Source organism: Streptomyces sp. NPDC037100 (genome assembly GCF_055606225.1).
The window spans coordinates 505553-524890 of the sequence record NZ_JBVJSX010000006.1 but is presented as its reverse complement, the minus strand read 5'-3'; the positions used below and the strand labels follow the sequence as shown (position 1 = coordinate 524890).

The window sequence follows — 19338 nt, the reverse complement described above, 5'->3', positions numbered from 1 at the left end:
GTCCAGGGCTCCACGGGGGCAGAATCCGAAGGGGCCATAGTAACCAGGCGTGACTGCCGCGCAGCGGCCCTGGCCGCGAGCGGGTCCCGGTCGGCCTCAGGGCGCCGCGGGCGTGGGCGCCGGAGCGGGCGCGGGCACCCGGACGGCGTCCATGACGAAGCCGCTGCGGACCCGGGCCGGCATGCGGTTCAGCGGGATCCGCAGGTCCTGATCGGGCACCTCGTACTCCAGGCGGGCCAGCCGCGGCACGAGGGCGCGCAGCAGCGCGATGGTGACGTCCTCACCGGGGCAGCGGTGGCCTGTGGTCCGGTCGCCGCCGCCCTGGGGGATCAGGTCGTCGCCCGCGGGCGGCCGCTCGAGGAAACGCCGGGGTTCGAAGGTGTAGGGATCGTCCCAGAGGGCGGGGTCGTGGTTCTGCCCGTAGAGGTCGAGCAGGACCAGCGTGCCGGACCGGATGGGTTCGCCGCGCCACTCCAGGTCGGTGACGGCCCGGCCGCCGACGAAGGGCGCGAAGGGATAGAAGCGCCGCAGTTCGTGGGCGAAGGCCACGGCGTGGGCGGGGTCGTCGCCGGTCAAGCGGTCCCGCAGCTCGGGCCTGAGGCGCAGCGCGTGTCCGGCGTAGGTGACGAACCAGCACACCGCGACGGTCGGGCGGATGACGTTGAGCAGTTCGACCGCGGCCGTGTGCGGGTCGAGGAGCCGGCCGTCGGCGTCCCGGTGCCGGGCGATCCCCTCCAGGGCCGACCCGGCCGACGCGGTGGCCCTCCCCGCCCGCACGTCCTCGACCAGACGTCCCAGCCAGGCCTCGCAGCGGGCCCGTGCCCGGCGGGCTCGCCAGTGGCGTGGGCCCGCCGTCGCGAAACCGTCGACCATGGCGACCAGGTCCCGGGCCAGTGGCCCGACGTCCTCGACGACGAGTCCGGCCCACTGGCACACGCCCCGGGTGAGCACGCGGCTCGTCTCGTCGAACAGCACGACCCGGCGGCCGGTCCACGACTCCACCGCCTCGTCCCACTCCGCGGCGACGCGGTCCACCAGTCCGGCGACCGCCTCCGCCCCGGTGAGCAGGGACAGGAACATCTCCTTGCGCACGCGGTGGCCCGGCCCGTCCAGGGTGTGCACGGCTCCGTGCCCGAACAGCGTGCTCAGCACCGGTCCGGGCAGCGCCGAGCGGCGCTCCACGTGCCGCTCGTCGTAGAAGAACCGCACCGCCTCGGGACCGTGCAGGGCGACGACCGGCTGTCCCATGAGCCGGGTGCGCACGAGCGGGGCGGAGGTGCTGCGTCTCCGGTCGGGCAGCCATGCGTATCCCTTGGCGAGGAGAGCGAGAGAGCTGTCGGCGATCAGTGGACTGCGACCGTGATTCATGGCGCGGCGGGTGCCCGCCGGCTCCGCCGGGAAACGCGGGCGCCGGCGCGCACCGGCGGACCCCCGCGCGGGTGGGCGCGGGCGCCCGCGCGGGGATTCCGCCGACGACGAAGGCCGGATCCGCGCGCTCCCCGGGCGGACGGCTGACCAGGAACGCCGCCGTACCCGCGCTCCGTTTGCCGCCGGTGGCGGTGGGGACCCGGCGGGGCATGAGCGCAACCTCGTCTCGCCGGCTGATGCGGCAGAACCGGGTCCTGTGGCTGCTGGACCGCCTGGAGCGGGAATCCAGGGCCGATGTGGTGATAGAGACGCTCCGCAAGGGCGTGCGGGGGCTCCCCCTGGGGCGCGGCCGGGACCTGCTGCACGGCAGGTGGCTGGGGCACCCGGTGCATCCGCTGCTGGTGCAGGTGCCGATCGGGAGCTGGCTGTCGGCGGCGGTCCTGGACCTGCGCCCCGGCCGTTCGCGCGAGTCGCGGCTGCTGGTCGGGGTCGGACTGGGCGCCGCCGCCCCCGCGGCCCTGACGGGCTGGGTGGACTGGGCGGAGCTGCACCGCCGGCAACAGCGCGTCGGGCTGGTGCACGCCCTGTCCAACACGGCGGCCGTCGGCCTGTACGCCACCTCGCTCGCCTGCCGCGTCAAGGGACGCGAGGGGGCGGGCCGGGCGTACGGCTTCCTGGGGCTGACCGCGGTCGGGATCGGCGGCATGCTGGGCGGCCACCTGGCCTACCGGCAGGCCTCCGGAGCCAACCACGCCGAGGAGGTCCCGAACGTCGTCTCCGGGGGCTGGCACCGGATCGGAGCCGTGGCCGAGTTCCCGGCCGGTGAGGCGGTGCGGCGCAGTGTGGACGACGTGCCGGTCCTGGTGGTGCGCGAGACCGGCGGGGCGATCCATGCGCTCGCCGAGCGGTGCAGCCACCTCGCGGGGCCGCTGTCCGAGGGCACCGTCGCCGACGGATGTGTGCGGTGCCCGTGGCACGGCAGCGTCTTCCGGCTCTCCGACGGCTGGAATGTGCGCGGACCGGCCACCGCGCCCCAGCCCTCCTTCGAGACGCGGGTCGCCGACGGCCATGTCGAGGTGCGCCTGCGTCACCAGGACGGTGCGCAGCACGCGGGAAAGGGCCGGGAGAGGGCCGGGCGACGGAGCCGAGCACGATCGGGGGCTGCCCATGGGCACGGCGACAGGGACTGACGGCCGGCTCGCGCGCCGGCTGCACGGAGCGCTCCGGCGCACCCGCCGGGACTACGCGGCCGGGCACGACCGGCCGCTGGGCGGCTATGCCGCGGCCATGGCGGGATTCACGGCGTTCACGGCGGCGTGGACCACGGTGGTACGACGCCGCGGGCGCCCGATCCCGGAGCGGCCGGAGCCCTGGGACGTGGTCCTGACCTCGGTGGCCACCTTCCGGCTCAGCCGGCTGCTCACCAAGGCGTCGGTGACCAGCCCGCTGCGGGCCCCGTTCACCCGTTACGTCGGGCCGCAGGGTCCCGCCGAGCTGCTCGAGGAGGCGCAGCCCGAGCAGGGCAGGCACACCGTCGGCGAGCTCGCGACCTGCCCGTTCTGCATGAGCGTCTGGGTCGCCTCGGCGCTGACCGCCGGCCAGTTGCTCTGGCCGCGCGCGACCCGTACGGCCATGGGCGCGCTCACCGCCCTGGCCGGGGCGGACACGCTGCAGCTCGCGTACGGCGCGCTGCTGGACAGGACGACCGGCGACTGAGCGCGGCCACCTGCTGCGGTCCACGCCCATCGGAAGTCCTGGCAGAGCGGGCGACCTGGGCCAGGACACCCCGCGGCTGCTCGGCTCGAACTGCCCCGGGCCTCGAACTGCCCCGGGCCAGGCCGGGCCTCCTGGTGGGCGTGCCGCTCGCCGCGACCGCCGTCGCCTCGGTGGGCACGATCGGCGTCGTGGGCCCGGTGGCTCCGCACGCGTCCCGCGCCCTGGTCGGCCGGCGGCATGTACGGGTCGTACCCGTCGCCGTCCTGCCCGGGGCCGCGCCGGTCTGCACGGCCGACCTGCTGCGCCGTACCGTCATCGCCCCCGCCCGGCTGAGCGGGGGGCGACGACGGCGGTGATCGGCACGCCGTACTTCCCGCACCTGCCGATCCGCGGCCGGCGAGCGACATGAAGTCCTGAATGTGCATAAATGACCAAAACCCCTCGAAAGTGCCTGTTGTATGGACGCACGCACAACGGGAGCGAGGGAGCATGGCCAAGGACATCACGGACTCGGGCCCGCCCCCGGAGGCGAGCCTGAAGCCCAACGCGATCGGGTTCGTCGATGCGCTGGTCATCGGGCTCAACGCGACCTCCCCCGCGTACTCCGTGGCCGCGGTCATCGGCCCGATCGTGGCGTTGGTGGGCATCTACGCCCCCGGCGTGATGCTCGCGTCGTTCGTGCCCATGCTGCTGATCGCGTCGGCGTTCTACTACCTCAACAAGGTCGACCAGGACTGCGGCACGACGTTCTCCTGGGTCACCCGCGCCATAGGACCGTGGGCGGGCTGGCTCGGCGGCTGGGCCATCGCGATGACCGGCGTCCTGGTCGTCGGATCGCTCGCGGACGTGGCCGTGACGTTCTTCCTGCTCGCCGTCGGCCTGGACGGCTGGGCCGACAACGACGTGGTGCGCCAGGTGCTGACCGTGCTGTTGATCCTGGTGATGACGGCCGTCTGCGTGATCGGCACCGAGATCTCGGCCAAGGTGCAGAACGTCCTCATCCTCGCCCAGGTCGCCTGCCTGCTCGCCTTCGCCGTCGTGGCGCTCTACCGTGTCTACGCCGACACCGGCACCCTCGACGCCATCGATCCGGAGTTCGGCTGGCTCGACCCGTTCGGAGCCGGCGGAGCGTCACTGACCGCGTCCCTGCTGCTGGGCGTGTTCATCTACTGGGGATGGGAGTCGGCGGTCAACCTCACCGAGGAGGTCGAGAACTCCGCCACCGCCCCCGGCAGGGCGGCCGTCTGGTCGACGGTGCTGCTGCTGGTGACCTACCTCGCGGTCGCCTATGCGGTCGTGGCCTACGCGGGTACGGAGTACCTCGCCGAGAACGCGGCGGAGGAGGAGTTCATCTTCGCGCTGCTCGCCGAGGAGGCCATGGGCGGCTGGGACTGGGTGGTGCTGCTGGCGGTGTCGACGTCCGCGCTCGCCTCGACGCAGACGACGATCATCCCCGCCTCGCGCACCGGGCTGTCCATGGCACGCCGGTACGCGCTGCCCGCGCACTTCGGCCGCATCCACCCGCGCTTCCGCACCCCCGACGTGAGCACCTGGTGGGTCGCCGGCATCGCCATCGCCTGGTACCTCGTCCTCTTCCACATCAGTGAGAACGCCCTCTTCGACTCCCTCACCGCCCTGTCCCTGCTGATCGCGTTCTACTACGCGCTCACAGGTCTCGCCTGCGCGGTCTACTACCGCCGTCAACTGACCCGCAGCGTGCGCAACTTCTTCCTCATCGGCCTCGGACCGCTGATCGGCGCGGGGCTGCTGGCATGGCTGCTGGTGGAATCCGTGACGGACATGTCCGACCCCGACAACTCCTACAGCGGCGTCTCGTGGTTCGGGCTCGGTCCGCCGCTCGTCATCGGCATCGGCATCGTCGTCGCGGGCGTGGTCCTCATGGTCGTGCGGCGGCTGATGGCGCCCGCCTTCTGGTCGGAACACCCGAGCGTGGTCGACCCGGCCCTCGTCGACGGCAAGGAGTCCTGAAGATGTCGGTGGTCCTCGGCTACGACGAGTCCCCGGGCGCCCTGAGCGCACTGCGCGTCGCCATCGAGGTGGCGACCGCGTACGACGAACCCCTGGTGATCGTCTACGGCGTCGCCGCCCCCGGCGTCACGGGCGAGGAGTACGGCGCTCATCACGAGGCCGTCCGCGAGGCCGGCAACACCGCGCTCGGCCACGCGGTCCGGGTGGCCGACGAGGCCGGGGTGCGGACGTCGGTGGAGCTCATCGACGAGCGGCCCGCGCAGGCGCTGATCGAAGCGGCGGCACGTCATGGCGCCCGGGTCATCGTGGTGGGCACGTGGGGCGAGAGTCCGGTGCGCGGGGCGCTGCTGGGCTCGACCCCGCACAAGCTGCTGCACCTGTCCAGAGTGCCGGTGCTCTGCGTGCCGGCGACGGAGTCATGAGGCTCCTGTCACGCCGGCCGTGCCGTGCCGCCCGTGCCGCCCGTGCCATGAGCCCTGCCTCATTAGCCCTGCCTCATTAGCCCTGCCTCATTAGCCCTGCCTCATTAGCCCTGCCTCATTAGCCCTGTTTCATGCGACAGGGCTCATGAGTTGTCGGCGGCGCGTCTCGTGAACGGGCTGAAGACGTACAGGTCGAGGATCTCCGGCACCGGCGCGACGCCGGGACCGCCCGCCCGCACCCAGGAGACGACGTCCTCGGTGGCGGCCGGGTCGTTGACCAGCCCCAGCCACACCGGACGGCCCCCGGCGGCCCGGCCCTCGGCGGAGGGCTGGACGACGACGACGTTGGCCTGGTCGCAGACGTCGAGGCAGTCGGAGACGCGGACCGGTGCCACCTCGCGCAGGCGGTCCGTCTGGGCGGCGTGATCGACGCCTGAGATCTTGCGGGTGCCGCAGCAACAGTCGCGGCAGACGACGATGCGGCAGGGGACCCCTGCGTCCGGCGTCGCGGGCATGCCGCTCCCTCCCTCTCTGCGCGTGGTGATGATCATGTCACGCGGGCGCCGGGCCCGGCGGGTCAGGTCCCTTCCCTGAGCGGGTTGGGCAGCGGACGGTAACGGGCGTCGGCACCGTCCGCGCCGGTCCAGCGCAGCAGCAGGTTGGTCTTCGCGGGGAGGGTCGGCGAGATGAGCAGGGCGCGGATCTCGGGGAGGTCGTGACGGGCGAGTTCGCGGCGGGCGGCGGGCCAGGGGTCGAACCCCGGGTGCCGCTCGGTGAGGGCGCCGGCGATCTCGATGAGGTGATTGACGACCAGGCAGTACACGAGCCGCTCCCAGCCGGCCTGCCGCGTCACGTCCGGCAGCAGCTTCACGCCTTCGGCGTCCCGGTACAGCGCCTGCACCGGCAGCCCGCCGGCGTCCACGGCGACCAGCGTGTTCTGCAGGTGGGCCTCGATGACGACACCGTGCTCGGCGAACGCCGTCAGCGCCGGGGGCACGACGTGGGCCAGGTACGCCGCCCACCAGGGCCCCGGGTCGGCGGCGCGGTCGAGCGGGCTGCCGTCGAAGCCCTCGACGAGAGCGGCGGCGAGCACCGGGACCGCGCCGGGCCGCAGGCGGCCGGCGAAGCCGTCACGGACGAGGACGGCCAGGGCCTCGAAGGCGAAGTCGGCGGTGCGGTAGCCGCGGTCGCCGAGCCAGGCCGAGGGCCCGCCGAACGTCTCGAAGGCGGCGCCCACGGCCGCGTCCGTCCTGCGCAGGGCGAGCAGGTCGTGGCGCCACAGGCGGCGGATGTCGTTGGTGATGCGCACGTCCAGGCTGAACTTGAGGAACAGGTCCCGCTCGGGCGTGTAGAGCGTGCGGATCGCGGCGGTGGGCCAGGCCTCGAAGGCGGTGGTGCCGAGCCGGATCAGCCTGCCGTCCGCGAAGGCTCCGGCGAGCTCCTGCCCGGCCAGATCGAGCTGCCAGGGGTGGGCCGGGAGCAGCCGGTAGCCGGGCGGTGCCGTGCCGAGGCCGTCGAGGGCGGAGGTGTCGCCCTCCTCGACGACGGTGTCCTCGCGCAGCCCCAGCAGGGCGATCGGGAAGCGGGCGTACGCCTCGGGCGCGTACGGCAGCCAGCGGGCTGTGGGGCCGCCGCCGCGTGCCTTGGGGGCCGGGTGGTGACGGTGGCCGGTCAGCAGGGACTGCTCGGAGCGCAGGTAGAGGTCGTCGGGCGGGGTGGCCCGGCCCCGGGCGGCGAGCAGGGCGGCCACGGCGTCGCGGCTGTCCAGCATCTCGGCGGGCAGTTCATGGTTGGACAGCCCGGTGTGCCGGCGCAGTTCCTCGGCGACGAGCTTGACCAGCTCGGTGTGGCCGACGCGGCGCCAAGTGCCCGCGACCTCGATCTCCGGCTCGGTGGGCCGGCGCGCACCGCGCACCCGCAGCAGCCGGTCCCCGCCGGGCAGCCGGTGGACGCGACGGTCGCCCTCCCGGCGCACCGGCCGGGCGACCTCCCGCAGCAGGCAGTTCAGCAGCGGCACGGCGGCATATGCGTCGGCGAGGGCTCCGGTGGCCGGGTCGTCACCGTGGGCCGAGTCGTCGTCGGCGGGCGGGGGCATGAGGTCCACGCGTTCCACTCGTCCCTATGGTCCTTCCAGCGTTCCGGGCGGAGATGATCAGTATGTCGGTCGTCGCCATTCCGCTGTGACGCCCCTATTCGTACCCGAGGAGCCCGCCCGTGCACCGTCCCCCCACCGCCGAGGCCGAGGTCGCCGACGAGCTGTCCCTTGTACGGCCCGGGCTCCTGCCGCGGTACGAGGCCGCCCTGCCCGGCGCCCGGGCGGCCGTGCTGTCCCGGCTGTGGCGTGGTCTCGCCCATGAGCCGCTGCCCTGGGTCGCCCGCAGGGAGCCGGCCCGGGACGGTCTGACGCTGTCCCTGTCCGACGGCCGCCGGCTGCACGGCCCCCGGCCGGATCCGTACGCGACCGGCGCGTACGTCACCGTCGTACGGCTGGGCGAGGCGGCGTACGCGGATCCGGCGCGGCTGATGACGGACCTCGCCGTACCGCACTCCGCTTCCTTCGCCGCCGAACTCGCTCACAGTGTCGCCTCGTTGGCGTTGTCGCGGGCGGGACAGCCGGCTGACCCGGGGGACTGGCCGGAGAGCGACTGGGAGTGGGAGCAGCGGATCGTCGACGGGCACCCGTTCCATCCGACGTGCCGGTCCCGGCCCGGTTTCTCGGTGGCCGAGCAGCTGGCCTACGGGCCCGAGCACCGGCCGGTCGTGGAGCTGGGGCTGATACCGGTGCGGGCGCAGGAGTGCCTGGTGACGGGCGTGTGGCCGGACGAGCTGCGGGACGGGGGGAGTGTGGTGCTGCCGGTGCATCCCTGGCAGGCGGCGCATGTGCTGAAGCGGACGTGCCAGGAGCGGCGCCCCGCGCATCCGCTGATGTCCCTGCGGACACTGGCCCTGCCCGGCGGGCCGCAGGTGAAGACCTCGCTGAGCGCCAGGCTGACGTCCTCGGTGCGGGACATCTCCCTGCCCTCGGTCGCCGCCTCGGCGGTGCTGTCGGACTTCGCGGGGACGCCGGCGGCACGCACGGACGGTCTGTTGCACGTCACCCGCACGCTGGGTGCGGCGGCGGCCGGTTCCCCGGACTTGGCGGCCGTCCTGCGGGAGTCGCCGCAGACGTACGCGGGCAGCGGTGAACGGGTCCTGCCGGTGGCGGCGCTCGCGACCACCGGCCTGCCGCACTCCCCCGCCTGGCTGGCCGGTTTCGCGCGGCTCACGCTCACGGTCGGGCTGCGGCTGCTGGAGCTGGGCGTGGCCTTGGAGGCGCACGGCCAGAACCTCCTGGTGGTCCTGTCGGCGGCGGGCGACCCGGTGCGGCTGGTCTATCGCGACCTGGCCGACATCCGTGTCAGCCCGGCCCGCCTGGCCCGGCACGGTATAGAGGTGCCCGAGCTGCCCGCCCGTATGGTCACGGACGACGAACGCGCTCTCCGCCGCAAGCTGTTCGGCTCGCTCGTGGCGGGCGCGCTGGCCACCACGGCCGGGTCGGGCCCGGCGCTCGGCGCGGCCCTGGAGACGGCCGTGCGGGATCTGCCGCGCACCCCCGACCTCGCGGCGCTGTGCGCGGATCCCCTGCCGACGAAGGCGCTGACGCTGATGCGGCTCTCGCCGCAGACGCCCGGGGACCAGTGGGCGGAACTGCCCAACCCCCTGCGGTGAGAACCCTTTTTGGAACCGGAGCGGGGTGATCAATAGGATCCGGCGATGATCACAAGAACACGGCTGGCGGCAGGGGTCTGTGCCCTGCTCGCCGCGCTGACGGCCGGGCTCGCCTTCCCGGCCGGGGCGGCCGCCGGCGAACCCACGGGCGAGGACGCCCCCAAGGTCGACCTCGTCCTCGATGTGAGCGGCTCGATGCGGGCCCGGGACATCGACGGCCAGTCGCGGATGGCCGCCGCGAAGCAGGCGTTCAACGAGGTGCTCGACGCGACGCCCGAGGAGGTCGAACTCGGCATCCGCACCCTGGGCGCCAACTACCCGGGGGACGACCGGAAGACGGGCTGCAAGGACACCGCGCAGCTCTACCCCGTCGGCCCGCTCGACCGCACCGAGGCAAAGACGGCCGTCGCCACCCTCACCCCGACGGGCTGGACCCCGATCGGCCCGGCCCTGCTGAAGGCGGCCGGTGACCTGGACGGCGGCGACGGCTCCAAGCGCATCGTGCTGATCAGCGACGGCGAGGACACCTGCGCCCCGCTCGACCCGTGCGAGGTGGCCCGCGAGATCGCGGCCAAGGGCATCGGCCTGACCATCGACACCCTGGGCCTGGTGCCGACCGCCAAGCTGAGCCGGCAGCTGAGCTGCATCGCGGAGGCCACTGGCGGCACCTACACCTCGGTCGAGCACCAGGACGAACTCACCGACCGGGTCAACCAGTTGGTGGACCGGGCGGCCGATCCGGTGGTGACGCCGGTGCCGGCGGAGGGTGCCGACCGGTGCGCCGGGGCGCCGACGCTGAAGTCGGGCCTGTACAGCGACCGGGAGGAGTTCGGGCAGCAGCGCTGGTACCGGGTGGAGGTCCTGCCGGGGCAGGAGCTGCGCGCCTCGGTGAGCGTCGCGGCCGACCGGGCCGTGAATCCCGACTACGGCGTGCTGCTGCGGGCCGTCACGTCCAAGGGCCGCGAGATCGTGCGCGGCGAGGCGGCGGGCAACGGGCGCACCGACGTGATCTCGACGGGGCTCAGGTACCCCGAGCCCGAGCGGGACGACGCCGACGGCGACAAGCCGGCCGCGGAGACCGTGTGCCTGGCCGTCACCCACTCCTTCTCGGCGGCCTCCGGCGTGAAGGCCACGCCCGGTCTTCCGCTGGAGCTGACCGTCGACGTCGTGGACGGCCCGAGCCAGGCGGGCGACGTGGCCGCCTTCGGTCTCGGCCGCGGCTGGTGGCTGCTCGGCGTGCTGATCCTCACCGGCTTCCTCGCCGGTCTCGTCTGGGGCTGGCTGTCGCGCTGGCGGGTCGCGGTCTGGAGGACCAACTGATGCGAGTGGCACGAGCGTTGAGCGCGGCGTTGCTGACCCTCGGCCTGGCGGCCGCCCCGGCCGCGGCCGACGCCTCACCGAGTCCGTCGCCGGACGACTCCTCGGCCCCCACGCAGGCCGGCACGTCGTTCCGTACGGCGACGGAGGTCGAGCAGGGGCAGCAGGCCACGGCGAGCGGCTCCACGGGCGACTACCTGTACTGGTCGTTCCCCGCCGACACCGGACAGCGCCCCACCGTCGAGGCGACGGTGAAGCTGCCGGAGACCCACGCCTCCCAGACCTGGCAGATCGACGTCTACGACGGTCTGCGCCGCCGTCAGGCCTGCCAGTGGGGGGCGCAGACGCGCACCGCGGAGGCGGACACGTCCTCCGTGGAGCTGGCCTGCGTCCTGCGCACGGTCCGGGCCTGGTCGGAGCCGTGGGCGAACGACCCGCTGCCGGGCACCTACTACGTCCGGCTGACGGCCACCGGCGTCGCCACCGCCGACCTCGGTCTCCCGGTCGACACCGGGATACAGGTGGACTCCAAGGACATCGGCGGATCCGCGGCGGTGGACGGCTCGCTCGCCGAGCCGCTGGTGCCGGGGATCGCCTCGAAGCCCGAGGAGGAGCAGGAGGACGCGGCGGTGCTGGCCGGTCTGGAACCCGAGGACGGCTGGACGTCCGGCTGGTGGTCGGACCGGTGGGTGTGGACCGCTGTCGGCGGGATCCTGGCCGCGTTGGCGGGGGTCGGCGGGTACGCGCTGACGCGCGGGACGGGCCGGCCGTCCCGGGTGCCGCCGGGCGCCTGACCGGGCCTCACCTGCTCGCCCCCTGATCGAACCTCATCTGTCTGCCGCACAGAAGGCCCGCCGCCCGCGGGCCTTCTTTCATGCCTCGCGCAGCGCCTTGGCGAGCGTGCCGTCGCCGCTCACCTCGACCCGCCCCTCGCGCACGGCCCGGGCGAGGCTCAACTCCCCGCGTCCGATGGCCGTGCAGGTGCCGGTGTCCAGAACCAGCCGGGCGTCCGGCTCCCGGGGGGCGGGCCCGTCGCCGTACACGGGCCCGTCCTCGGCACCGGCGTACAGATGGAACAGGCCTTCTTCGAGGCGGACCTCGACGAGTCCCTCGCCGTCCAGCAGGCGCAGCAGGGGCAGTGCGAACCAGTGCGCCCGGACCGCGTCCGTCGCCCGGCGCTCCCCGAGCTCGGCCTGCCCCCACTGCCCCAGCGCCTGCAGCACGGGCAGCAACTGCCTTCCACGCGCCGTCAGTTCATAGACGAAGGCCGCACCGGGCGGCGGCAGCCGGCGCCGGGTCGCGAGGCCGTCGCGCTCCATGTCCTTCAGCCGGGAGGCGAGTACGTCGGTGCTGACGCCGGGCAGGTCCGCGTGCAGGTCGGTGTAGCGGCGGGGACCGGCGAGAAGCTCCCGGACGATCAGCAGGGTCCAGCGGTCACCGACGACGTCGAGCGCACGGGCGGCGGAGCAGTACTGGTCGTAGCTTCGGCGAGGTGGCATGTGACGCAGTCTAGACAAGTTGTTGGACTTTCCAAGCGCGTACTTGGTAAAACCAAGCAACACAGTTCGGCAGAGGAGAAGCGGCGCATGGAGTTCCGGCAGTCGAGCAAGCTCAGCGAGGTCTGTTACGAGATCCGCGGCCCGGTCATCGAGCACGCCAACGCGCTGGAGGAGGCGGGCCACAGCGTGCTGCGCCTGAACACCGGCAATCCCGCGCTCTTCGGGTTCGAGGCGCCGGAGGAGATCCTCCAGGACATGATCCGGATGCTGCCGCAGGCGCACGGCTACACCGACTCGCGTGGCGTCCTCTCCGCCCGCCGGGCCGTGGCCCAGCGCTACCAGACGCTCGGCCTGGAGGTCGGCGTCGACGACGTCTTCCTCGGCAACGGCGTCTCGGAACTGGTGTCGATGGCCGTGCAGGCGCTGATCGAGGACGGCGACGAGATCCTCATCCCCGCCCCGGACTTCCCCCTCTGGACGGCGGTCACGACCCTCGCGGGCGGCAAGGCGGTCCACTACCTGTGCGACGAGCAGGCCGACTGGTATCCCGACCTCGACGACATGGCCTCGAAGATCACCGACCGCACCAAGGCGGTCGTGATCATCAACCCGAACAATCCCACCGGCGCGGTCTACCCCAGGGAGATCGTCGAGGGCATCCTCGACCTCGCCCGGCGGCACGGCCTCATGGTCTTCGCCGACGAGATCTACGACCAGATCCTCTACGACGACGCCGTGCACCACTCGGCCGCCGCGCTCGCCCCCGACCTGGTGGTCCTCACCTTCTGCGGGCTGTCCAAGACCTACCGTGTGGCGGGCTTCCGCTCCGGCTGGCTGGTGGTGACCGGGCCGCGGCAGCACGCGAAGGACTACCTGGAGGGCCTCACCATGCTGGCCTCCATGCGGCTGTGCGCCAACGCGCCCGCGCAGTACGCCATCCAGGCCGCGCTCGGCGGCCGGCAGTCCATCCGCGAGCTCACCACACCGGGCGGGCGGCTGCTGGAGCAGCGGGACGTGGCCTGGCGGATGCTCAACGAGATCCCGGGCGTGAGCTGCGTGAAGCCGAAGGGCGCGCTGTACGCCTTCCCGCGCCTGGACCCCAAGGTGCACAGGATCCACGACGACGAGCGGTTCGTCCTGGACCTGCTGCTGCGGGAGAAGATCCAGGTGGTCCAGGGCACGGGCTTCAACTGGCCCTCACCGGACCACTTCCGCATCCTGACCCTGCCGCACGCGGACGACCTCGAGGCGGCGATCGGCCGGATCGGGCGGTTCCTCGGCGGGTACCGCCAGTAGACGCCGCGTGGTTCCGCGGCGGGTACCACCAGTAGACGCCACGTAGTTCCTCGGCGGGTACCACCAGTAGACGCCGGGCGTTTCCCGGTGCCGCGCGGGGACGGCCGGAAAGGGTCTTTGAGCCGGATGGAGGCCGAGCACAGGGCGTGAGCGCCGCGCAGAGGGGAACGTCGTCCTCGGTCCTTCCCCCAGGCAGGAGCGGAGACGAGTGATGGCCACCACGCAGGGTGAAGCCCGGTTCGACATCGCACGACCGGCGGACATCCGGTTGCCGGGCATCGTGCTCGGGGTCGGGATGGGCGGGTTCGCCGACGGCATCCTGCTGCACCAGCTGCTGCAGTGGCACCACATGCTCTCCAGCACCAACCAGGACCGCATCGGAGTGAAGTACTACAACCCCCACACCGTCTCCGGCCTGGAGATGAACACCCTGTGGGACGGCGTCTTCCACACGGTGTGCTGGCTGTCGGTCCTGCTCGGGCTGGCCGTGCTGTACGGGCGGGTCACCCACGACCGGCTGCGGGTGTGGACCTCCCGGGTCCTGTGGGGCTGGATGCTCGTCGGCTGGGGCCTGTTCAACCTCGTGGAGGGCGTCCTGGACCACCACGTCCTCGGCATCCATCACGTCCACGCCGGGGAGGGCCAGGTGTGGTGGGACGTCGGCTTCCTCGTCCTGGGCGCCCTGCTGGTCGCCGGCGGCCATCTGCTCCGGCGCAGCGGCCGACCCCTTGACCCGGCTGCCCCCGCTGCCCCCGCCGACCGTCATGAGGGCCGGCAGGGCTGATGGGCCACCACCTGCACGAGCACGGGCATGAAGCGGGCAGTGGCACCCTGGACTGGCTGGCGCCCGCGCTCATGCTGCTCGCCGCCGCCGGTGCCTACCTGCTGCTCGCCCGCCGGGCGCGCCACCGCAATCCGGCCCTCGGCTGGAGCCCGTGGCGGACAGGCTTCTTCCTCGGCGGGATCTTCCTGCTCGGCCTCGCGCTGCTGCCGCCCGTGGCCCCTTTCGCCCACGAGGACTTCCGCGGGCACATGACCCAGCACCTCCTGATCGGCATGTACGCGCCGCTGGCACTGGTCCTGGCCGCCCCGGTCACGCTCCTGCTGCGCACCCTGCCCGCGTCCCGGGGCCGGCGGCTGACGGCGGTGCTGCACAGCCCGCCGGCCCGCGTGATCTCCCACCCGGCGGTCGCGCTGGCACTCTCCACGGGCAGCCTCGCGGTGCTGTACTTCACCCCCCTGTACAACGCGACCGCGACCAGCCCGGCCGCGCACTGGCTGCTGCACGCGCACTTCCTGCTCTCCGGATGCCTGTTCGCCCACGCCATCGCCGGCCCCGACCCGGCCCCCGCCCGGCCGGGTGTCAGGGCACGGCTGGTCTGCCTCGGCGTCGCGATCGCGGCACACGCCGTGATCTCCCAGTTGATGTACGGCGGCTTCTGGGTCGACATCCACGCGCCGGTCGACCAGGTGCAGGGCGGCGCGGAAATCATGTACTACGGCGGCGACGTGGCCGAGCTGCTGCTGGCCGCCTCGCTGGTCGCCACGTGGCGGCCCGAGCCCCGGCGTGCGACGAGCCGTGGTGCGTGGCGGGGAGCTGCCCCGGCCCGCGATGTCAGTGGCGGGTCGTAGCCTTCGAGCAGGTGGGGCGAGGAGCCCCGGGCCTGGCCGAGGCCGGAGAGGAGCACGCCGTGACCCGACCGCCGACCGCCGCGCAGCGGCGTGTCATCGACGCCGCCGATCCCGTCACCGGGCGGCTCCGGGCTACGGAGTCGCAGCTCACGGCGCTGGTGAAGCGGGGTCTCGCCTTCCGCCACCCCCGGCCGCCGCACGACCACTTCCTGACGCCGGAGGGGCACCGGGTGCGTCAGGGCATCACGCAGCTGCCCGAGCCCGCCGGGGAATCCCCCGCGTCGACGGGCGTGTTCGCCGCGCGCGTGGGCGGCGAGGAGACCGCGGCGGATGCAGGGCCCGCCCGGCACCGTGAGGTGCACAGTGCCTGGCAGGGGCTGCTGGAGCTGCGCCGGATGACCAACCCGGGCGGGGTCACGGACCGGCCGTGCGGCTGGGAGCGTACGCATCTGGTGCAGGCCGCCGCGCTGGCCCTGGAGGCCGCCGGGCACAGCCCGGCGGGGCAGGCGGGGCAGACGGGGCAGACGGGGCAGACGGGGCAGGCGGGGCAGGCGGGGCAGGCGGGCGGAGGGTATCGCGTGCGGGAGACCCCGCAGCCGGAGGCCGTCGCCGTCCACGAGCCGGACGGCGAGGCGCTGCGGTCCTGCGCGACGACCCTGGAAGGCGCAGGCTGGCAGGTGAGCGAGCACCGCGAGCCACGCACCGGGAACCGGTATCTGCTGGCTTCACCGCGCCGGGCGTGAGGAGCATGCCAAGATCGGTGGATCGTTGTGCAGTGCACGAGACCCCGGAGGGGAAGCCGTGAGCGAGCCGTTCTCCGTCCCTGTGACCGTCCGTGGATACGAGACGGATGTGCAGGGACATCTCAACCAAGCGGTCTATCTGAACTACGCGGAGCACGCCCGCTGGTCGTTGCTCCAGGCCGCGGGGATCAGCCAGGCCGCCCTCATCGGCAGCGGCGTGGGCCCGGTCGCCCTGGAGACGACCATCCGCTACAAGAGCGAGCTCCTCGCGGGCGACGAGGTCGAGGTGACGTGCGTGTTCGAGTGGGGCGGCGGGAAGACGTTCCGGATCGACCAGAGCGTCCTGAAGGCCGACGGCACGGTCGCCGCCGAGATCACGGCGGTCGGCGGGATCCTGGACCTGGAGAAGCGCAGGCTGGTCGCCGATCCCGCAGAGGTCTTCAAGAAGCTGGCGGCGGACCCGGGCATGTTCGGGCTCTAGGCGGCGTCGCGCCAGATCGTCATGTCCATCGTGAGGGCGGCGAGTTCCGGCAGCGCGGTCGACTTCGTCGTGAGCACGAGCAGGGCGATGTCCCCGTTGGAGTGCTTGACGCAGAACTGAGTGCCGACCGGCGCCGAGGCCAGCGTCCAGCGGTGCCGGTCGGCACTGCGGAGCATGAGTCGGCACTCGTCCAGGGAGACTCCCTCGTCGGTGAACATCTGCACCAGCACGCTGGTGTCGCTCTTCAGCGCGCAGCCGGTGTCCTCGCAGTCGAGGCGGATGTCGCCCTTGCGGTCCTCGCGCCGGAACGGCTCCTCGAAGCTCAGCGAGCTCTTCGCGTCCAGCCTCTGGAGATAGCGGCCGATGGGGCGCGGCGTCCGGGGGGCACTCGGAGAAGGGTCCGATGCCCGCGGTGTACCGTCACCAGCCGCCGCGGGACGGGAAGCCGACGGAGACGCGGCCGGTGACTCCACTCGATCTGACCGTCCGGACGTGTCCGGGCCCGGCGTCGACGGTGCGCCCGCCACCCAGTCGCGGAACCTGTTCCCCGCGTCCTGCACCGTCCACAACAGACCGCCCAGCGCCACCACTCCGGCCGTCACGGCCGCGGCCGTGATCAGCGCCGTACGCGCCGTACGCCGTCTTCGCCGGCGCCGCTCCCCCGGCCCGTCCGGGAGCGGCTGGGGCTGTGTGACGACCAGCGGCTGCGGCAGCACCCGGGTGGGAGTGGAGAGCGGCGCCGGCACCGTCGGTTCCGGCCCCGTGACGTCCCGCCAGACGGCCGGGCCGGCACCCGCGTCGGCGTCCGCGCCCAGCCGCTGCCGGCACCAGCCGACGATCTCGGCCGGGGTGGCCCGCTCCCCGGGGTCGGCGGCCAGGCAGCGGGCGAACAGCGGTCGGAGCTGCTCGGGCAGCAGGGACAGGTCGGGCTGGTCGTGCACGATCCGGTACAGCACACCGACCGCGGAGCCCTCCCCGTACAGCGGGCGGCCCAGGGCCGCGAACGCGGCCGTCTGGCCCAGTGCGAAGACATCGGTCGCCGCCGTGACCTCACCCGCGGACGCCTGCTCGGGAGCCATGAAGTGGGGCGTGCCGACGGCGGCGCCGGTGGCGGTGTACGAGGTGAAGTCGGCGGCCAGCGAGATACCGAAGTCGATCACGCGCGGCCCGTCGGCGGCGAGCAGCACGTTGGACGGCTTGAGGTCCCGGTGGACGATCCCGGCGGCGTGGATGGCCTGGAGCGCCTCGGCCACCCCCGCCACCAACCACAGCACCGCGGGGACGGGGAGCGGTCCGCGCCGGGCGACGGCGTCGGTGAGGGACGGGCCGGGGACGTACAACGTTGCCGCCCAGGGCGGTGTGCCGTCGGCGTCGGCGTCGATCAGCTCGGCGGTGTAGGCGCCCCGCACCCGCCGGGCCGCCTCCACCTCCCGGCGGAACCGCCGCCGGAAGGCCGGGTCGTCGGCCAGTTCCGGCCGTACCACCTTGATCGCCACGGGCCGGCCGCCCTGCGTGTGCGACAGGAAGACCCGGCCCATGCCGCCCGCGCCGAGCCGGGCCGCGAGGCGGTACCCGGCGACCACAGGCGGATCGTCCGCCTGTAACGGCTGGAACACCTCGGTCGCGTGGTTCATCGGCCCCTCTCCCCCTCGTCCCCTGATCCCTCGGTCAACCAGGAGTTGACCAAGGCAGAAGCCTAAGCGGAGGCCGGCCGCCTCATGACGCGGCCGGCGCCTTCGGTACGTTCGTGAGCTCCTCGCCCGCCTCCATCGGGTGGGTCACGTCGTGGGCGTCGCGGTCGCCCCGGCCCAGGTGGTTGAAGACGAGGTTGAGCAGCACGGCGGCCACACATCCCGTCGAGATGCCCGAGTCCAGGACGATCCGGGCCGTCTCCGGGAAGGCGTGGTAGAACTCCGGCGCCGTGATGGGGACGATGCCGACGGCCAGGGAGACGGCCACGATCAGGACGTTGTTGTCCTTGTCCAGGGCGGCCCGGACCAGGGTCTGGATGCCGCTGGCGGCGACCGAGCCGAACAGGACCACGCCCGCCCCGCCGAGCACCGGGCGCGGCACGACGGCGATCAGCGAGGCCGCCATCGGGCACAGGCCCATCAGCACCAGAAAGCCGCCGCCCGCCGCCACGACATATCGGCTGCGGATCTTCGTCATGGCGACCAGGCCGATGTTCTGCGCGAAGGCACTGCACATGAAGCCGTTGAAGAGGGGGCTGATCGCCGAGCCGAGGGTGTCGGCGCGCAGGCCGGCCGCGATGGTCCTCTCGTCGGCCGGGCGCTCGACGATCTCGCCCAACGCCAGCATGTCGGCGGTCGATTCGGTCATCGACACCACCATCACCACGCACATCGAGACGATCGCGGCGAGCTGGAACTGCGGGGCGCCGAAGTGAAAGGGGGTGGGGAAGCCGATGACGGCCGCGTCGGTGACGGGACCGAAGTCCGTGGCGCCGAACGGGATCGCGATGAGCGTGCCGATCACCAGCCCGAGCAGCACGGCGATCTGCTTGACGAAGCCCGTGGTGAAGCGGCGCAGGAGCAGCACGATCAGCAGGGTGACGGCGGCGAGGCCCAGGTTGGTCGCCGAACCGTAGTCGTGGGCCGCCGGGTTCGGTCCCTGGGCCCAGCCGAAGGCGACCGGCAGCAGGGATATGCCGATCAGGGTGATGACCGTGCCGGTCACGACGGGCGGGAAGAAGCGGATCGCCTTGCAGAAGACGGGGGCGGCCAGGAAGCCCAGGAGCCCGGCGACGATGACCGCGCCGAAGATGACGGGCAGGGCGTGGGACTTGTCGTCGGTGGAGGCGACGATGGCGGTCATCGGGGCGACACCGGCGAAGGTGACGCCGTTGACGAACGGCAGCCGGGCGCCGATCTTCCAGACACCGAGGGTCTGCAGGAAGGTGGCGAGGCCCGCGGTGAACAGGCAGGCGCCGGTGAGGAAGGTCAGGTCGCCGGCGGTGAGGCCGATGGCCGCGCCGACGATCAGGGGCGGGGCGACGACACCCGCGTACATGGCGGCCACGTGCTGCAGGCCGGTCGTCGCCATCTTGAGCGCGGGGAGTTTCTCGTCAACGGGGTGGTCGGCCACGGCGGCGTCCCTCCGGTCGGTTGCACGGCCGCGTCGGAACGCCGCCGTGGGTGTCAAGGAGG

18 protein-coding genes and 1 pseudogene are annotated in these 19338 nt (G+C 73.1%); 13 read left to right on the top strand and 6 right to left on the bottom strand.

Going from position 1 to position 19338, the window contains the following annotated elements; translation table 11 throughout:
• Positions 1 to 96: 96 nt before the first annotated feature.
• Positions 97 to 1368, bottom strand: coding sequence for a cytochrome P450 (locus tag ACZ7EG_RS22630; protein ID WP_471081638.1), 1272 nt, complete (start codon positions 1366 to 1368; stop codon positions 97 to 99).
• A 209-nt stretch (positions 1369 to 1577) separates the two neighbouring features.
• On the opposite strand from ACZ7EG_RS22630, the gene ACZ7EG_RS22625 reads away from it, so the two are divergent.
• The 5 genes and pseudogenes from ACZ7EG_RS22625 (at position 1578) to ACZ7EG_RS22605 (ending at position 5495) form a co-directional block, all read left to right on the top strand.
• Positions 1578 to 2558: a Rieske (2Fe-2S) protein gene (locus ACZ7EG_RS22625; RefSeq protein ID WP_471081635.1), complete on the top strand. Its 981-nt coding sequence runs from the start codon at positions 1578 to 1580 to the stop codon at positions 2556 to 2558.
• On the top strand, positions 2536 to 3084 hold the full coding sequence (locus ACZ7EG_RS22620) for a DUF1360 domain-containing protein (RefSeq protein ID WP_471081632.1): 549 nt from the start codon (positions 2536 to 2538) through the stop codon (positions 3082 to 3084). Before ACZ7EG_RS22625 ends, ACZ7EG_RS22620 begins: the two co-directional genes overlap by 23 nt.
• A gap of 98 nt (positions 3085 to 3182) precedes the next feature.
• Positions 3183 to 3493, top strand: a pseudogene (locus ACZ7EG_RS22615) (iron chelate uptake ABC transporter family permease subunit); the annotation flags it as partial.
• 80 nt (positions 3494 to 3573) lie between these two features.
• A complete protein-coding gene (locus tag ACZ7EG_RS22610) occupies positions 3574 to 5073 on the top strand; it encodes an APC family permease (protein ID WP_471081629.1) in 1500 nt (499 codons plus the stop codon).
• A 2-nt stretch (positions 5074 to 5075) separates the two neighbouring features.
• Positions 5076 to 5495 carry a universal stress protein gene (locus ACZ7EG_RS22605; protein ID WP_471081626.1) on the top strand — a complete coding sequence of 140 codons (420 nt, stop codon included), beginning with the start codon at positions 5076 to 5078 and terminating at the stop codon, positions 5493 to 5495.
• A gap of 143 nt (positions 5496 to 5638) precedes the next feature.
• Here ACZ7EG_RS22605 and ACZ7EG_RS22600 read toward each other — a convergent pair whose 3' ends face one another.
• Together ACZ7EG_RS22600 and ACZ7EG_RS22595 are read right to left on the bottom strand one after the other, a co-directional pair.
• Complete coding sequence (locus tag ACZ7EG_RS22600; protein ID WP_471081623.1) at positions 5639 to 6010, bottom strand: (2Fe-2S) ferredoxin domain-containing protein; 372 nt, start codon at positions 6008 to 6010, stop codon at positions 5639 to 5641.
• A gap of 62 nt (positions 6011 to 6072) precedes the next feature.
• Complete coding sequence (locus tag ACZ7EG_RS22595; protein ID WP_471081620.1) at positions 6073 to 7608, bottom strand: IucA/IucC family protein; 1536 nt, start codon at positions 7606 to 7608, stop codon at positions 6073 to 6075.
• Between the two features lie 101 nt (positions 7609 to 7709).
• Here ACZ7EG_RS22595 and ACZ7EG_RS22590 point away from each other — a divergent pair, with 101 nt between their 5' ends.
• The 3 genes from ACZ7EG_RS22590 to ACZ7EG_RS22580 are packed head-to-tail and all read left to right on the top strand — an operon-like array spanning position 7710 to position 11314.
• On the top strand, positions 7710 to 9203 hold the full coding sequence (locus ACZ7EG_RS22590) for an IucA/IucC family protein (RefSeq protein ID WP_471081617.1): 1494 nt from the start codon (positions 7710 to 7712) through the stop codon (positions 9201 to 9203).
• Positions 9204 to 9248: 45 nt separating this feature from the next.
• Positions 9249 to 10523 (top strand): VWA domain-containing protein, encoded by a 1275-nt coding sequence (locus ACZ7EG_RS22585; RefSeq protein ID WP_471081614.1) that lies wholly within the window; start codon positions 9249 to 9251, stop codon positions 10521 to 10523.
• The gene (locus ACZ7EG_RS22580) at positions 10523 to 11314 is read left to right on the top strand and encodes a hypothetical protein (protein WP_471081611.1); all 792 of its coding nucleotides are present in this window, start codon (positions 10523 to 10525) and stop codon (positions 11312 to 11314) included. The genes ACZ7EG_RS22585 and ACZ7EG_RS22580 overlap by 1 nt, the downstream gene beginning before the upstream one ends.
• A 78-nt stretch (positions 11315 to 11392) precedes the next feature.
• Here ACZ7EG_RS22580 and ACZ7EG_RS22575 read toward each other — a convergent pair whose 3' ends face one another.
• Positions 11393 to 12019 (bottom strand): winged helix-turn-helix transcriptional regulator, encoded by a 627-nt coding sequence (locus tag ACZ7EG_RS22575; protein ID WP_471081608.1) that lies wholly within the window; start codon positions 12017 to 12019, stop codon positions 11393 to 11395.
• Between the two features lie 87 nt (positions 12020 to 12106).
• Between ACZ7EG_RS22575 and ACZ7EG_RS22570 the strand changes: the two genes are divergently transcribed.
• The 5 genes from ACZ7EG_RS22570 to ACZ7EG_RS22550 all read left to right on the top strand — a co-directional run bounded on the left by ACZ7EG_RS22570 (position 12107) and on the right by ACZ7EG_RS22550 (position 16171).
• The gene (locus tag ACZ7EG_RS22570) at positions 12107 to 13315 is read left to right on the top strand and encodes a pyridoxal phosphate-dependent aminotransferase (RefSeq protein ID WP_471081605.1); all 1209 of its coding nucleotides are present in this window, start codon (positions 12107 to 12109) and stop codon (positions 13313 to 13315) included.
• A gap of 211 nt (positions 13316 to 13526) precedes the next feature.
• Positions 13527 to 14099, top strand: coding sequence for a DUF2243 domain-containing protein (locus ACZ7EG_RS22565; RefSeq protein ID WP_471081602.1), 573 nt, complete (start codon positions 13527 to 13529; stop codon positions 14097 to 14099).
• Positions 14099 to 14947 carry a cytochrome c oxidase assembly protein gene (locus ACZ7EG_RS22560; protein ID WP_471081599.1) on the top strand — a complete coding sequence of 283 codons (849 nt, stop codon included), beginning with the start codon at positions 14099 to 14101 and terminating at the stop codon, positions 14945 to 14947. Before ACZ7EG_RS22565 ends, ACZ7EG_RS22560 begins: the two co-directional genes overlap by 1 nt.
• A gap of 59 nt (positions 14948 to 15006) precedes the next feature.
• A complete protein-coding gene (locus ACZ7EG_RS22555) occupies positions 15007 to 15690 on the top strand; it encodes a hypothetical protein (protein ID WP_471081596.1) in 684 nt (227 codons plus the stop codon).
• A 58-nt stretch (positions 15691 to 15748) separates the two neighbouring features.
• Entirely contained in the window at positions 15749 to 16171 is a 423-nt protein-coding gene (locus ACZ7EG_RS22550) for an acyl-CoA thioesterase (RefSeq protein ID WP_471081593.1), read from the top strand.
• Here the strand turns inward: ACZ7EG_RS22550 and ACZ7EG_RS22545 are convergent.
• On the bottom strand, positions 16168 to 17805 hold the full coding sequence (locus ACZ7EG_RS22545; protein ID WP_471081590.1) for a serine/threonine-protein kinase: 1638 nt from the start codon (positions 17803 to 17805) through the stop codon (positions 16168 to 16170). The genes ACZ7EG_RS22550 and ACZ7EG_RS22545 overlap by 4 nt on opposite strands.
• A gap of 82 nt (positions 17806 to 17887) precedes the next feature.
• Complete coding sequence (locus tag ACZ7EG_RS22540; RefSeq protein WP_471081587.1) at positions 17888 to 19276, bottom strand: nucleobase:cation symporter-2 family protein; 1389 nt, start codon at positions 19274 to 19276, stop codon at positions 17888 to 17890.
• Positions 19277 to 19338: the final 62 nt, after the last annotated feature.

Coding starts and splice junctions, on each gene's coding strand:
- ACZ7EG_RS22605 (WP_471081626.1), top strand. CDS start 5,076: ATGTCGGTGGTCCTCGGCTACGACGAGTCCCCGGGCGCCCTGAGCGCA.
- ACZ7EG_RS22630 (WP_471081638.1), bottom strand. CDS start 1,368: ATGAATCACGGTCGCAGTCCACTGATCGCCGACAGCTCTCTCGCTCTC.
- ACZ7EG_RS22570 (WP_471081605.1), top strand. CDS start 12,107: ATGGAGTTCCGGCAGTCGAGCAAGCTCAGCGAGGTCTGTTACGAGATC.
- ACZ7EG_RS22545 (WP_471081590.1), bottom strand. CDS start 17,805: ATGAACCACGCGACCGAGGTGTTCCAGCCGTTACAGGCGGACGATCCG.
- ACZ7EG_RS22560 (WP_471081599.1), top strand. CDS start 14,099: ATGGGCCACCACCTGCACGAGCACGGGCATGAAGCGGGCAGTGGCACC.
- ACZ7EG_RS22625 (WP_471081635.1), top strand. CDS start 1,578: ATGAGCGCAACCTCGTCTCGCCGGCTGATGCGGCAGAACCGGGTCCTG.
- ACZ7EG_RS22600 (WP_471081623.1), bottom strand. CDS start 6,010: ATGCCCGCGACGCCGGACGCAGGGGTCCCCTGCCGCATCGTCGTCTGC.
- ACZ7EG_RS22580 (WP_471081611.1), top strand. CDS start 10,523: ATGCGAGTGGCACGAGCGTTGAGCGCGGCGTTGCTGACCCTCGGCCTG.
- ACZ7EG_RS22585 (WP_471081614.1), top strand. CDS start 9,249: ATGATCACAAGAACACGGCTGGCGGCAGGGGTCTGTGCCCTGCTCGCC.
- ACZ7EG_RS22610 (WP_471081629.1), top strand. CDS start 3,574: ATGGCCAAGGACATCACGGACTCGGGCCCGCCCCCGGAGGCGAGCCTG.
- ACZ7EG_RS22575 (WP_471081608.1), bottom strand. CDS start 12,019: ATGCCACCTCGCCGAAGCTACGACCAGTACTGCTCCGCCGCCCGTGCG.
- ACZ7EG_RS22620 (WP_471081632.1), top strand. CDS start 2,536: ATGGGCACGGCGACAGGGACTGACGGCCGGCTCGCGCGCCGGCTGCAC.
- ACZ7EG_RS22565 (WP_471081602.1), top strand. CDS start 13,527: ATGGCCACCACGCAGGGTGAAGCCCGGTTCGACATCGCACGACCGGCG.